Here is a 13,807-nt window from a genome sequence, read left to right as displayed (position 1 = left end):
CCCGCCTTTGTGCGGGCCTCTTTTTTTGTGGGGGATCAAGACTTGTGGGAAACGCGCAGCGAAACCGTCCAGTTTTTGCCGCTGACTGGCTTGGCACAGACGACTTCGACGACCTTGCGCCTGAGCTCGCGCCCGTCCGGTGCGAACAGGCGAATCTCACCCCAGCGGGTGTCCAGCGGCACGGAGCAGCGGGCGACGATTGTCTTGAGATTGGGCTCGGCGACGGTCCAACCAGCGTTGCTGCGGGCGTTCTCGGCGGCCACGAAAGCGCGGGCCGCCTGATCGATCTCGTAAAGGCCGTGAATGGCGTCGTTGGAACGCCACTCATCGAGAGAAGAACCGGCCGCGAGGCAGCTAGCACCGAGCATCAAGCCCGGCAGGTTCGCCAGCCACGCACGCCGGATCATCGGCATTACACCGGCGGCAGCGACCAATCGATAGGCGTCAAGCCGTGCTGTTCGAGGAACTTGTTGGTGCGGCTGAAGTGGCCGTTGCCGAGGAAGCCGCGATAGGCCGACAGCGGCGACGGGTGCGCGGACTTGAGCACCAGGTGCTTCTGCGCGTCGATCAGCTTCTGCTTACTCTGTGCGTGGGAACCCCAGAGCAGGAACACCAGGTTCTCGCGGCGCTGGCTGACCACTTCGATCACCTTGTCGGTGAACGGGCCCCAGCCCGCCTGGGCGTGGGAGCCGGCGCGGGCCTGTTCGACGGTGAGCGAGGTGTTGAGCAGGAGCACGCCCTGCTCGGCCCAGTGCTGCAGGTAGCCATGATTGGGGATCGGCAGGTTGAGGTCGCGTTGCAGCTCTTTATAGATGTTCTGCAGCGACGGCGGCGTCGGCACGCCCGGCTGCACCGAGAAGCACAGACCATGGGCCTGGCCGGGGCCGTGGTACGGGTCCTGGCCGATGATTACGACCTTGATGCGCTCCAGCGGCGTGGTGTTCAGCGCGTTGAAGATCAGCGGACCGGGCGGGAAGATCACCTTGCCGGCGGCCTTCTCCGCGCGCAGGAACTCGCCCAGCTGCTTCATGTAGGGTTTTTCGAACTCCTCATGGAGGGCTTCTTTCCAGCTGGGTTCCAGCTTGATCCGGTCGTCGTTGGTCATGGTGCGTCTGCCTGGTGAAACGAACCGGCACGCTAAGCAAGCGACCCGGCCAAGTCAAGGCGACTTGTGCCGCACCGCCCAGGAGCCCGGCAGACGCGGCGCGCCGCTGCCCAGGCCGGCAAGAATCCATACCGCGACGGCAACTGTCAGGCCCAGGTGAAACAGTTCGCGGCGCGGTACGCCAGCCAGTTCGCCACGGGTGCCGATCAGCAGGCCGCTGCCGATGAACAGCAGCGCGCCAAGCAGCGCTACCCCATAGCGCCGCGAGCGACCAGGCCAGGCGATGACCAGCAAGGCAATCAGGTTGCTCACCAATGAAAGCTGCGCCAGAAGCACCAGCAGCACGCCGATCACCAGCACCACTACTTGCCGGCCGGGGCCGCCGGACAGACGCCCGAGCGCGATCAACGGCAGGCCTACGGCGCCGGACACCACGCTCGCCAAATGATGCGCCTCAGTCAATGCACCGACGCCGCCATACTCCAGCGCCCCCAGCAGCGCCGCGATGCCCATGGACAGGAACCCCAGCGCGCGCCAGCCCATCTGCTCACGCAGGACGAGCCAGGCGGCGACAGCGCAGGCCAGGGTCAGCAGCAGTTCAGCGATCACGGGCAGCATCGGGCGGGTCCTTCTCCGGGTAGTCGGCAAAGACTAGCGAGCCACGTCATGGCGCGCACGGTAGGGGACGCCAGCACAGGCGACGCCGCGCGCCACTCTCAGGTGCCGGACAGGTGCTCGTCTTCGACCCGGTACTTCACCCGCACGCGATTGCGATAAAGGCATTCGCTCTTCAGCAACGTCCCTTGCTGGCCTTTTTCCCGAATATCACGCCAGATTTCATTTTCCCGGACGACGCCCTCGCCGGCTTTCACGAAACGATGGTTGCGCTGGTAGACGTGATAGCGGAAGGGACGCTCGGCGCTGCACAGCAGCACGCCTTCGAGTTGATGTTCCGCCACCCGCAAGTCGAGCTGGAAGGTCTGCTGCGTCGGGTTGTACAGCACCAGATCGATGAAGTTGTAGAAAATCGCCGCCCCCGAACCGAACGGCAAAATCCTGCCGTCATCGGGGAAGGGATCGAAGCTGTGATTGGCGCGTTCCACGACCTTCAATGGCGAGTGCAAAGCCATCCAGTGGATCAGGTTGCTCAGCTGGCAGATGCCGCCGCCAATCCCCTGTCTCGCCTCGCCGAAGGACAACTCCATGCCTTCCACGAAACCTCGGCTGGCACTGGGGCGACCCAGCAGGCGGCAGAAGGAAAAGTACTCGCCAGGGCCGATCTGCACACCACTCATGCAGTCGACGGCCAAGCGCAGGTTGATCACCTTGTTGTGCTGCAACGCCAGATCACTGGAGCCCAGTTTCCGGATCAGCCTGGAGGTATGTTTGATGTAGCGAAACGGCAAGCGTGCTTCGCACTGCCGACTCGCATAGGGGGTTTTCGACAGATACCAGCGGCAGGTGCGGAACACGCGGCGCTGCCAGACTCTCAGGGCGTATAGCCAGGGATGGTAGAGAGAAAGGGGTTTGCGCATTGCCGTTGTGCTCCCTGCAGATCAATGCAAATGCCGATTCTATCCCTGATGCAGCGCCCGGTAGTGACTGGGCGCCATGCCCACCACGCTCTTGAACAACCGCGAGAAGTAGTACGGATCGGCATAGCCCAGTTGCTCGGCAACCTGGCGCACTTCCAGGTTGCCCTGGTCGAGCAGCCGGCAGGCGTGGGTCATCTTCAGCCGGATGAAATCCTGGATCGGCGCCTGGCCGGTCAGCGCGCGGTAGGTCTTGGCGAAGTGGAAGCGTGACAGGCGGAACTGCGCCGCCAGCTCGTCCAGGTTCAGCGCATCGTGCAGGTGTTCGCGCATCATCGCCTGCACCGCCTCCACGTCCAGCACCCGCCCGGACTTCAGCCGCGCGCGGGCCGGGCGCAGGGCCAGCGAGGTTAGTAGGCTTTGCAGCAGATGGGCGGCATGAATGAAGTGCGGCAGGCTCAGGCCCTGTCGGCGCAACGCCAACAGCGCGTCGAACTCGCCGAGGATTCTCGGCTGCACGCCCACGCGCAGGCGCGGCGATTTGCCCAGCGGACGCAGGAAGTCTTCGGCCAACCGGCCTTCCAGGTGCACCCAGAAGATTGACCAGGGTTGCTGAAGGTCGGCCCCGTAGGCATGGGCGCGGCCCTTGGGCAGCACCAGCAGATCACCACCGGCGACCTCGAATCGTCCATCCGCCGTTTCCAGCCAGCCGAGCCCTGCGCTGCAGTAGATCAGCAGGTGATCGTCCGGGTCTTCCCGCTCCATGCGGTGCCCGACCGCGGCCGGGTAATAGCCCAGGGCCAAGGGATAGCAGGCCTGGCCAAGCGGGTGGCGGTCCAGCGCGCGACGCAGGCGCGGCGGCGTGATGAAGCGCACGCCCTGCTGCGGCAGCGGCCAGGTGGAGATCAGTGGGCGGGACATGGGCGGTAATCCGGCATCGGCAATACCAAGATCGTCCATCCCCAGCACAAGATCGTCAATCCACAGTCGAGGGCGCAACGCGCTATAACCGGAGGACTGTTTACTCGGGAGGCTCTTCAACCAGGAGCTTCTTTGCCGACGAGCGCGCGCCACGAGCGCCAAGCTGTAGCCAACAAGAACAAACAGAGGTAGCTGCATGCATTTCGATCTGTCCGAAGAACAAGGCCTGCTGGTGGATAGCGCCCGCGCCTTCGCCAGCCGCGAACTGGCGCCCCATGCCGCCGACTGGGACCGCCAGCACCACTTCCCGGTGGAGGTAATCCGCCGTGCCGCCGAGCAGGGCTACCTGGGCCTGTACATCGCCGAGGAAGACGGCGGCCTGGGTCTGTCGCGCCTTTCCGCCTCGCTGATCTTCGAGCAGTTGGCCGCCGGCTGCGTCGCCACCACCGCCTACATGACCATCCACAACATGGCCAGCTGGATGCTTGCCAGCTTTGGTGACGCCGCGCTCAAGGAGCAGTGGCTGCCGGGGCTGATCGGCGGTGAACTGCTGGCCTCCTACTGCCTGACCGAGCCGGACGCCGGCTCCGACGCCGCGCGCCTGCGCACCCGCGCCAAACGCGACGGCGATGACTACGTACTCGACGGCGCCAAGACCTTCATTTCCGGCGCCGGCTCCACCGACGTGCTGATCGTCATGGCGCGCACCGGCGAGGAAGGCGCCAAGGGCATTTCGTGCTTCCTGGTGCCGGCCAACGCCGAGGGCATCCGCTACGGCCGCAACGAAGACAAGATGGGCTGGAAGGCGCAGCCGACCCGCACCATCACCTTCGAAGGCGTGCGCATCCCCGCCGGCAACCGCATCGGCCCGGAGGGCCAGGGCTTCGTCTACGCCATGAAGGGCCTGGACGGTGGCCGCCTGAACATCGCCAGTTGCTCCCTCGGCGCGGCCCAGGCGGCGCTGGAGCAGTCGCTGCGCTACGTCGAGGAGCGCAAGCAGTTCGGCAAGGCGCTGGCCGAGTTCCAGGCCCTGCAGTTCAAGCTCGCCGACATGCTCACCGACCTCACCGCCAGCCGGCAGATGGTGCGCCTGGCCGCGCACAAGCTGGACCACAAGGACGGCGAGGCGACCCTGTATTGCGCCATGGCCAAGCGTTTCGCCACCGACCGCTGCTTCGCCCTGTGCAACGAGGCGCTGCAGCTGCACGGCGGCTACGGCTACCTCAACGACTACCCGCTGGAGCGCTGGGTGCGCGACAGCCGCGTGCACCAGATCCTCGAGGGCACCAACGAGATCATGCGGGTGATCGTCGCCCGGCGCCTGCTGGAACAGGGCGGAATGCTGGACCGCCTGCTCTGACCCGGCCGCAACGAATCACTGGAAAAACCGCCCGCCCGCACAGGCGCAATCGAACAGATCGGACATGGACTCGCCCTGCCGCGCATGCCTAGAGTTCATGCCCATACGCCCGCCGCCGGCGGCACCGACAAGGAGATGCCCATGAGCAACGCCCTCGAGCCCTACAAGCCCGGAGTCTTCGATCTGACCCACAAGCTGACCGTGGAAAAACACGGCCACACCGCGCTGATCACCATCAACCATCCGCCGGCCAACACCTGGGACCGCGACTCGCTGATCGGCCTGCGCCAGGTGGTCGAGCACCTGAACCGCGACGACGACATCTACGCCCTGGTGGTGACCGGCCAGGGTCCGAAATTCTTCTCCGCCGGAGCCGACCTGAATATGTTTGCCGACGGCGACAAGGCCCGCGCCCGCGAGATGGCCCGCCGCTTCGGCGAAGCCTTCGAGACGCTGCGCGACTTCCGTGGCGTGTCCATCGCCGCGATCAACGGCTACGCCATGGGCGGCGGCCTGGAATGCGCCCTGGCCTGCGACATACGCATCGCCGAGCGCCAGGCGCAGATGGCCCTGCCCGAAGCCACCGTGGGCCTGCTGCCCTGCGCCGGCGGCACCCAGGCGCTGCCGTGGCTGGTCGGCGAAGGCTGGGCCAAGCGCATGATCCTCTGCGGCGAGCGCATCGATGCCGACACCGCGCTGCGCATCGGTCTCATCGAGCAGGTCGTCGATACCGGCGAAGCCCGCGGCACCGCCCTGCTGCTGGCGGCCAAGGTCGCGCGGCAGAGCCCGGTGGCAGTGCGCACCATCAAGCCGCTGATCCAGGGCGCCCGCGAGCGCGGCCCGACCACCTGGCTGCCGGAGGAGCGCGAGCGCTTCGTCGACCTGTTCGACGCCGACGACACCCGCGAAGGCGTCAATGCCTTCCTCGAGAAACGCGATCCGCACTGGCGCAACCAATAAGGGCCCGACGATGAATGTGATGTTCGAAGAACGCCCCGGCCTGCACGGCTTTCGCATCGGCGTGGTGACGCTGGACGCGGAGAAGAGCCTGAATGCCCTGAGCCTGCCGATGATCGAGGCGATGAACCACCAGCTGCGTGTCTGGCAGGACGACGCGCAGATCGCCTGTGTGGTGCTGCGCGGCAACGGCGGCAAGGCCTTCTGCGCCGGCGGCGACGTGCGCAAGCTGGTCGACGCCTGCCGCGAGAAACCCGGCGAGGTGCCGGAGCTGGCGCGCCGCTTCTTCGCCGACGAGTACCGCCTGGACTACCTTATCCACACCTATTCCAAACCGCTGATCTGCTGGGCCCACGGCTACGTCATGGGCGGCGGCATGGGCCTGATGCAGGGCGCCGGCGTGCGCATCGTCACCCCGAGCAGCCGCCTGGCCATGCCGGAAGTGAACATCGGCCTGTACCCGGATGTCGGCGCCAGCTGGTTCCTCGCCCGCCTGCCCGGCCGCCTTGGCCTGTTCCTCGGGCTGACCGCGACGCAGATGAACGCCCGCGATGCGCTGGACCTGGACCTCGCCGACCGCTTCCTGCTCGACACCCAGCAGGACGACCTGATCGAAGGCCTGGTGCAACTGAACTGGCGCGAACAGGCTGACGTGCAGCTGCACAGCCTGCTCCAGGCACTGGAGCACGAAGCCCGTGGCGAGATGCCCGACGCCCAGCTGCTGCCGCGCCGCGCACGCCTGGATGCGGTGCTCGACAGCGCCAATATCGCCGAAGCCTGGAACGCGCTGACCGCGCTGGTCAACGACGAGGACGCACTGATCGCTCGCGGGGCCAAGACCCTCGCCTCCGGCTGCCCGCTGACCGCTCGTCTGGTCTGGGAACAGATTCGCCGCGCGCGCCATCTGTCGACCGCCGAGGTGTTCCGCATGGAGTACGCGATGAGCCTGAACTGCTGCCGCCACCCGGAATTCCCGGAGGGCGTGCGGGCCCGGCTGATCGACAAGGACAACACCCCGCACTGGCACTGGCCGGATATCGCTGCCATACCTGATGCTGTGGTGAATGCGCACTTCGACGCGACCTGGGAGGGCGAGCATCCGCTGGCGGATCTGTAGGGTGCCCTCCCTGTAGGAGCGAGCTCGCTCCTACGAAGAGCCAAAGCGCTGGAGTGCCTGTCGTCGTTGAACAGGAGGAAACCAGCATGCAAACCATCGCCTTCATCGGCCTCGGCCACATGGGCGCCCCCATGGCCGCCAACCTGATCAAGGCCGGCTACCTGCTGCGCGTGTTCGACCTGGTGCAGAGCGCCATCGACGGGCTGATCGTCCAGGGCGCCAGTGCCGCGCGCAGCGCTCATGACGCAGTGGACGGCGCCGACGTGGTAGTCACCATGCTGCCGGCGAGCCAGCACGTCGAGGGGCTCTACCTCGGCAACGAAGGCCTGCTCGCGCACATCGCCCCCGGCACCCTGGTGCTGGAGTGTTCCACCATCGCCCCAGCCTCGGCGCGCAAGGTTCACCAGGCCGCCGCCGAACGCAAGATTCCCATGCTCGACGCCCCAGTCTCCGGCGGCACCGGCGGCGCCATCGCCGGCACCCTGACCTTCATGGTCGGCGGTGACGCCGAGGTGCTCGAACGCGCGCGCCCGGTGTTCTCAGCCATGGGCCGTAATATCTTCCACGCTGGCGGCGACGGCGCCGGGCAGGTCGCCAAGGTATGCAACAACCAACTGCTCGCCGTGCTGATGATCGGCACCGCCGAATCCCTCGCCCTGGGCGCTGCCAATGGCCTGGACCCGGTAGTGCTGTCGGAGATCATGCGGCGCAGTTCCGGCGGCAACTGGGCGCTGGAGGTGTACAACCCGTGGCCCGGCGTGATGGAAAACGCTCCCGCCTCGCGCGGCTACACCGGCGGTTTCATGGCCGCGCTGATGACCAAGGACCTGGGTCTGGCGCAGGAGACCGCACAGGTCAGTGGCAACAGCACGCCCATGGGCAGCCTGGCGCTGGCGATGTACCGGTTGCTGGTGAAACAGGGCCATGGTGAGCAGGACTTCTCGGTGGTACAGAAACTCTTCGATAACTGAGCCCATTGTGAAGCCACGCTTATGAGTGCATGGCGTTGGCGTGGCTTTATCCTCAGGAGTCCTGGACCGAAGATGAATCACCTGCCACCCGTGCCCACTGGCGCGGCACTCCCTCCCACGAAAAGGTGATTCCATGAAACTTGCCCTGATCGGCGCCACCGGCCACGTCGGCCATTACTTCCTCGAAGAAGCACTGCGTCGCGGCCACCAGGTGACCGCGCTGGTACGCGACCCGGCGAAACTGCCAGCGCGGGATAACCTCAAGGTGGTCCAGGCCGACGTCTATGATCCGGCCCAGGTCGCCCGTGCCGTGGCAGGCCAGGAGGTCGTGATCAGCGCGTTCAACGCCGGCTGGGGCAACCCGGATATCCGCGAGGCCCACGCCAGCGGCAGCCGCGCCATCCTCGACGGCGTGAAGGCTTCCGGCGTGAAGCGCCTGCTGGTGCTCGGCGGCGCCGGCAGCCTGGAGATCGCCCCCGGCCAACGCCTGGTGGATAGCCCGGAATTCCCCGAACAGTGGAAGCAGGGCGCACTAGGCGCCGCCGATGCACTGGACCAGCTGCGCGCCGAGAAGGAACTGGACTGGGCCTTCCTCAGCCCGGCGATGCTGCTCGACGGCGAGACCCGCACCGGCAGCTTCCGCATTGGCGGCGACCAGGTACTGTTCGACGGCAATGGCGAGAGCCGCATTTCCCTGCCGGACCTGGCGGTGGCGATGGTCGACGAGGCCGAGCAAGCCAACCATCACCAGCAGCGGTTTACCGTGGCTTATTGATCGTCACAGCCGACCTGCACAAACGAAACGGGCCACCCAAGGGTGGCCCGTTTCACTGGGTACCGCGCGGCAATCAACGCTCGCGCAGCGCCTCCGCCTTGGCCCGCAGGATGGGCTTGAGCAGGTAGCTGAGGATGCTCTTCTTGCCGGTCATGATGTCCACGGTGGCGATCATGCCGGGGATGATCAGCAAGGGCTTGTCGTCGGTGCCCAGATGGCTTTTGCGGGTGCGCAGCTTGATCAGGTAGAAGCTGTTGCCGTCATCGTCGGTGACGGTGTCGGCGCCGATCTGCTCCAGGTCCGCCTGCAGGCCGCCGTAGATGGTGTAGTCGTAGGCAGTGAACTTGACCATGGCGTGCTGACCGGGACGCAGGAAGGCAATGTCCTGCGGACGGATGCGCGCTTCCACCAGCAGGGTGTCGTCCAGCGGGACGATCTCGATCAGGTCGCTGCCCGGCTGGATCACGCCACCGATGGTGTTCACCAGCAACTGCTTGACGATGCCGCGCACCGGCGAGGTGACCAGGGTGCGGCTGACGCGGTCTTCCAGCGCCTTGCCGGTGGCCGTGGCCTTGCTCAGTTCAGTGCGGGCTTCGTTGAGTTCCTTCAGCGCGTCGCTGCGGAAGCGCGACTGGGTCTCGGCGACCTTGCGCTCGACTTCCTTCACGGCCGCTTCGGCACGCGGGATCGCGAGTGTCGTGGCATCGAGCTGGCCACGGTTCTCCACTTCACCGCGCTTCAGGCGCAGCAGCTCCACCTGGGACATCGCGCCCTGGGCCACCAGCGGCGCGGACATGGCGATTTCCTCGCGCAGCAGGTTCAGGCTGTTGCGGTACTGCGCCTGCTTGGAGATGAACTCGCGCAATTCCTGTTGCTTCTGCACCAGCTGCTGTTGCAGGCCGTCGGTTTCATCCTTGAGCTGCTGCTGGCGGCTGTGGAACAGCGCTTCTTCGCTACTGGCCTGGCCTGGCGCCTTGGCACGCACGTCATCGGGGATGTTCAGCGGGCGGTCTTCTACCTCGGCGGAGAGGCGCTCCACCCGCAGGAACATCGCCAGGCGGTCGGCCTCGGTCTCGCCGACGTTGGACTGGAAGCGCGTCGGGTCCAGGCGCATCAGTTGCTCGCCGGCCTGCACTACCTGCCCTTCGTGGACGAAAATCTGCGAGACGATGCCGCCTTCCAGGTTCTGGATCTTCTGCACCTTGGACGAGGGGATCGCCTTGCCTTCGCCACGGGTGACCTCGTCGATCTGCGCGAAGTGCGCCCACAGCAGCAGGAAGGCCACGAAGCCGATGAGAATCCAGATGGTCAGGCGCACCACGCGCGGCGCGTCTTCGATCAGCGCCTTGCTGACCTCGGGAAGCGGTTGGCCGGAGAGGTTGTCGCCGCCCTTGAAATAGCCACGGACAGAGTGGCGGATATTGCCCAGAGGATTAAGCGACACTGATCTGCCCCTTCTTCAGCGCATCCATCACCACGTCCTTCGGACCGTCGGCGATGATGCGGCCCTTGTCGATGATCACCAGGCGGTCCACCAGGCTGAGCATGGAGGCGCGGTGGGTGACCAGCAGCAGCGTCTTTTCGCCCATGATCGCCTGCAGGCGCTGTTTCAGGCGTTCTTCGCCGGCGTTGTCCATGGCGCTGGTGGGTTCGTCCAGCAGCAGGATCGGCGGGTCGAGCAGCAGCGCGCGGGCCAGGGCGACGTTCTGCCGCTGGCCGCCGGAAAGATTGTGCCCGCGCTCACCGACCTGCAGTTCGTAGCCCTGCGGGTGCAGGCGGACGAATTCGTTCACGCCGGTCAGCTCGGCCACTTCCAGCACGCGTTCGTCATCGATGTAGCGCGCGCCGCTGACCAGGTTGTCGCGCAGGGTGCCGCTGAACAGGCTGATGTCCTGCGGCACGTAGCCGATGTTGTGGCGCAGTTCGCTGATGTCCAGCTGGCGCACGTCGGCGCCGTCCACCAGCAGGTTGCCGTTCTCGGGCTGGTGCAGGCCGACGATCAGCTTGGCCAGCGAACTCTTGCCCGAGCCGCTGCGGCCGATGATGCCGATCTTCTCGCCGGCGCGGATCTGCAGATTGATGCCATGCAGCGCCGCCACCTGCTGGTTCGGGTAGGCGAAGTCGAGGCCGCGCATCTCGATGCCGCCGCGCAGTTGCGAGCGGGTCAGCGGACGTTCGTCAGCGTTGCGCTCCTGCGGCAGCTCCATCATCTGGTTGGTGGTGGCCATGGACAGGCGCGCCTGCTGGTAGCGCTGGATCAGCCCGGAGAGCTGGGTCAGCGGGCCAAGGGCGCGGCCGTTGAGCATGTAGCAGGCGATCAGGCCGCCCATGGACAGATCGCCGGCGATGATCAGGTAGACGCCGCCGATGATCATGACGACCCCGGCCAGCGCCTGGATCAGCACGGTGATGTTCATCGCCAGGGTCGACAGCAGCTTGACCCGCAGCTCCAGGCGGCTGAGGGTGCCGATGGTCTGCTCCCAGAGGTACTGGCGCTCGCTTTCGGCGTTGTTGACCTTCACCGCGTCAAGGCTGGCGAGGGTCTCGATCAGGCTCGACTGGCGCTCGGCGGCCAGCGCCATGGTGCGATTCATGGTCTCCACCAGCGGCTTCTGCAGCAGCCAGCCAAGACCTGCGGCCAGCGGGAAGGCGATCAGCGGGACGAACACCAGCGGCCCGCCGATGATGCCGATCACCAGCAGGATCAGCAGGGTGAACGGCATGTCGATCAGGGTGGTGAGCGTGAGCGAGTTGAGGAAGTCGCGCAGCGTCTGGAATTCGTGGATGTTCTGGGCGAACGAGCCGACCCGTGCCGGGCGGTACTTCATGCTCATGCCGACGATGCGCTCGAACAGCGTCGCCGAGATGATCAGGTCGGTCTTCTTGCCGGCCAGGTCCAGGCACAGGCCGCGCATGGTTTTCAGCAGCAGGTCGAACAGGTAGGCGCCGCTGATGCCGATGGCCAGCACCCAGAGGGTGGCGGCGGCCTGGTTGGGCACTACGCGGTCGTAGACGTTCATCACGAACAGCGGCGCGGCCAGGGCGATCAGGTTGATCAGCAGGCTCGCGGCCACGGCATCGACATAGAGCCAGCGCGAGCGCTTGAGGGTGTCACGGAACCAGCTCTTGGCGCGCGGAATCAGCTCGCCGTGCTGCAGGTCGAACTTGTGCTGCGGCTGGGCGAAGAAGGCCTGGCCGGCGTAGTCCTCGCTGAGCAGCTCGCGGGTGACGCGCACTTCACCGCCGTCGCTCTCGGACAGCAGCAGGCGCGCATCGCCATTGCTCTCCCACCCCAGCAGCACCGCGCAGCGCCCTTCGCGCAGCAACAGCATGGCGGGCATCGCCAGCGCGGGAATCTGCTCCAGCTTGCGCTGCAGCAGGCGCCCCTGCAGGCCGGCGCGAGCCGCCGCACGGGGCAGCAGCTCGGCGGAGAGACGCTGGCCGGGCAGCGGCAGGCCGCTGGTGAGCATGGCGCGGCTGGCCGGCTTCTGGTGCAGCTGACAGAGCGTCAGCAGGCTGTCCAACAGCGGGTCATCCAGCAGACCGCGCGGATCGTGGCTTAAGGGTACGGCGCTGACTTCTTGATCCACGCGGATGCTCTCTCGGGCAGGTTAGTTGAGGCCGGGCAGCTGGACTTTCGGCTTGATGTCTTCGGACGCCACCGCGGCCATCGGCGCGACCACGCCCTGGCTCTTGAGCAGTTCGCCCAGGGTGGCCTTGATGCGGTACTGGGTGAACAGCTCGGTGTACTTCAGGTCGACCAGGCGGCGCGAAGCGTTGAACAGCTCGTTCTCGCTGTCCAGCAGGTCGAGCAGGGTACGCTCGCCGATGGTGAACTGCTTCTGGTAGGCCTCGCGCACGCGGGTGCTGTAGTCCACGTACTGGCGGGCGATCGGCAGCTGGTCACGGGCGTTGTTCAGGGCGTTCCAGGACAATCCGAGTTCCTCGTTCAACTGGCGCAAAGCGTTGTTGCGGATATCCAGGGCCTGGTTCGCTTCATAGGACTTGGCTTCCAGCTCCGCCTTGTTGCTGCCACCGGCGAACAGGTTGTAGCGCATGCGCAGCATGGCCTGCCATTCGTTGTTGTGGCCTTCCTCGCCATCGAGGTTGTTATCGGCACCCTTGGAAAGTTCTGCATCGAATCTCGGATAGAAGGTCGATTTCGCAGCGTCGTACTGCTTCTCGGCGGCGGCGACGTCGGATTCCGCGGAGCGCAGGATCGGGCTGTTCTCGACCAGTTGGCGACGGGCAGCCTGCAGGTCTTCCGGCAGTTGGCCGACAAGACCGGTGGGCTCACTCAGTTCCACCGGGTCGCTACCCACCACGCTGTAGTAGTTGGTGCGGGCGTCGGCCAGGTTGGTCTTCTCGGTCATCAGGTTGTTCTGCGCCTGGGCCAGGCGGGCTTCGGCCTGGTCCTGGTCGGCGAGACGGCCAACACCACGGGAGCTGCGCAGGCTGATCTGGTCGTAGACGCGCTGGTGATTCTTCAGGTTGTCCTCGGCCAGACGAACCATCTCCTGGCGACGCAGCACGTCGGTGTAGACCTGGGCAACGTCCAGCGCGGTGCGCTCGGAGGTACCCAGCAGTGCGTAGGCGCGGGAGTTGACGTTGGCCTGCTGACGGCCGACTTCGCTGGAAGTGGCGAAGCCGTCGAACACCATCTGGCGCAGGGCGAGGTTGGACTCGCCGCGGTTCAGGGTCTTCCAGTGATCGCCTTCGCCACGGGTGGTGGTGTTGTCGGAGCCTTCGCGGCCGTAGCCAGCGGTCAGGTCGACGGACGGCAGGTAGCCCCCCTTGGCGGCGCGCAGTTGCTTGTCCGCAGCGAGACGCGAGTTCACTCCGGCCTGGATTTCCGGGTGGTACTCCAGGGCCTTCTGCATGGCCTGGTTGAGGGTGTCGGCCTGCACCGGCAGAGCAACGGGAATGACGAAAGCCAGGGCGAAGGGCACGGCTTGAGCGAATCGCATGCGCATGAGGAAAACATCCTTATCAGTGAGATAGCCGCAGCGATTCGATTGCCGCTAAAGAGCGTCAAAAGACCGGCGAATGGCTGCAAGGAAAGCTTCAAA

13 protein-coding genes are annotated in these 13,807 nt (G+C 65.9%); 5 read left to right on the top strand and 8 right to left on the bottom strand.

Annotation, left to right across the window (positions count from 1 at the left end; all coding sequences use genetic code 11):
• Positions 1–35: 35 nt before the first annotated feature.
• From ACIPK7_RS12510 to ACIPK7_RS12490, 5 genes are all read right to left on the bottom strand, one after another.
• Positions 36–407 carry a hypothetical protein gene (locus ACIPK7_RS12510; protein ID WP_192435359.1) on the bottom strand — a complete coding sequence of 124 codons (372 nt, stop codon included), beginning with the start codon at positions 405–407 and terminating at the stop codon, positions 36–38.
• Between the two features lie 5 nt (positions 408–412).
• Positions 413–1,105 carry a uracil-DNA glycosylase gene (gene ung, locus ACIPK7_RS12505; protein ID WP_401088004.1) on the bottom strand — a complete coding sequence of 231 codons (693 nt, stop codon included), beginning with the start codon at positions 1,103–1,105 and terminating at the stop codon, positions 413–415.
• Positions 1,106–1,159: 54 nt separating this feature from the next.
• Positions 1,160–1,723, bottom strand: coding sequence for a hypothetical protein (locus ACIPK7_RS12500; RefSeq protein WP_401088002.1), 564 nt, complete (start codon positions 1,721–1,723; stop codon positions 1,160–1,162).
• Positions 1,724–1,821: 98 nt separating this feature from the next.
• A complete protein-coding gene (locus ACIPK7_RS12495; RefSeq protein ID WP_401088001.1) occupies positions 1,822–2,640 on the bottom strand; it encodes a VanW family protein in 819 nt (272 codons plus the stop codon).
• 39 nt (positions 2,641–2,679) lie between these two features.
• Positions 2,680–3,558 carry an AraC family transcriptional regulator gene (locus tag ACIPK7_RS12490; RefSeq protein ID WP_192435376.1) on the bottom strand — a complete coding sequence of 293 codons (879 nt, stop codon included), beginning with the start codon at positions 3,556–3,558 and terminating at the stop codon, positions 2,680–2,682.
• Positions 3,559–3,754: 196 nt separating this feature from the next.
• On the opposite strand from ACIPK7_RS12490, the gene ACIPK7_RS12485 reads away from it, so the two are divergent.
• The 5 genes from ACIPK7_RS12485 to ACIPK7_RS12465 all read left to right on the top strand — a co-directional run bounded on the left by ACIPK7_RS12485 (position 3,755) and on the right by ACIPK7_RS12465 (position 8,738).
• Positions 3,755–4,918, top strand: a complete 1,164-nt coding sequence (locus ACIPK7_RS12485) for an isobutyryl-CoA dehydrogenase (RefSeq protein WP_401087999.1) — start codon at positions 3,755–3,757, stop codon at positions 4,916–4,918.
• 141 nt (positions 4,919–5,059) lie between these two features.
• Positions 5,060–5,878 (top strand): enoyl-CoA hydratase, encoded by an 819-nt coding sequence (locus tag ACIPK7_RS12480; RefSeq protein ID WP_401087997.1) that lies wholly within the window; start codon positions 5,060–5,062, stop codon positions 5,876–5,878.
• Positions 5,879–5,888: 10 nt separating this feature from the next.
• Entirely contained in the window at positions 5,889–6,992 is a 1,104-nt protein-coding gene (locus ACIPK7_RS12475; protein ID WP_192435386.1) for an enoyl-CoA hydratase/isomerase family protein, read from the top strand.
• A gap of 86 nt (positions 6,993–7,078) precedes the next feature.
• Positions 7,079–7,963: a 3-hydroxyisobutyrate dehydrogenase gene (gene mmsB, locus ACIPK7_RS12470; RefSeq protein WP_192435388.1), complete on the top strand. Its 885-nt coding sequence runs from the start codon at positions 7,079–7,081 to the stop codon at positions 7,961–7,963.
• Positions 7,964–8,096: 133 nt separating this feature from the next.
• Complete coding sequence (locus ACIPK7_RS12465) at positions 8,097–8,738, top strand: NAD(P)-dependent oxidoreductase (RefSeq protein WP_401087994.1); 642 nt, start codon at positions 8,097–8,099, stop codon at positions 8,736–8,738.
• A 73-nt stretch (positions 8,739–8,811) separates the two neighbouring features.
• On the opposite strand, the gene ACIPK7_RS12460 is transcribed toward ACIPK7_RS12465, so the two are convergent.
• From ACIPK7_RS12460 to ACIPK7_RS12450, 3 genes are read right to left on the bottom strand one after another with little or no spacing between them, the layout of a single operon-like run.
• The gene (locus ACIPK7_RS12460) at positions 8,812–10,182 is read right to left on the bottom strand and encodes an HlyD family type I secretion periplasmic adaptor subunit (protein ID WP_192435392.1); all 1,371 of its coding nucleotides are present in this window, start codon (positions 10,180–10,182) and stop codon (positions 8,812–8,814) included.
• The gene (locus tag ACIPK7_RS12455; RefSeq protein ID WP_401087992.1) at positions 10,172–12,328 is read right to left on the bottom strand and encodes a type I secretion system permease/ATPase; all 2,157 of its coding nucleotides are present in this window, start codon (positions 12,326–12,328) and stop codon (positions 10,172–10,174) included. Before ACIPK7_RS12455 ends, ACIPK7_RS12460 begins: the two co-directional genes overlap by 11 nt.
• A 21-nt stretch (positions 12,329–12,349) precedes the next feature.
• Positions 12,350–13,711, bottom strand: a complete 1,362-nt coding sequence (locus tag ACIPK7_RS12450; RefSeq protein WP_192435396.1) for a TolC family outer membrane protein — start codon at positions 13,709–13,711, stop codon at positions 12,350–12,352.
• Between the last annotated feature and the right edge of the window lie 96 nt (positions 13,712–13,807).

The organism is Pseudomonas sp. NPDC086581 (assembly GCF_044746165.1).
Taxonomy (GTDB): domain Bacteria; phylum Pseudomonadota; class Gammaproteobacteria; order Pseudomonadales; family Pseudomonadaceae; genus Pseudomonas.
Note: the sequence above shows the minus strand (reverse complement) of the source record. Positions and strands in the feature narration are given on the sequence as shown.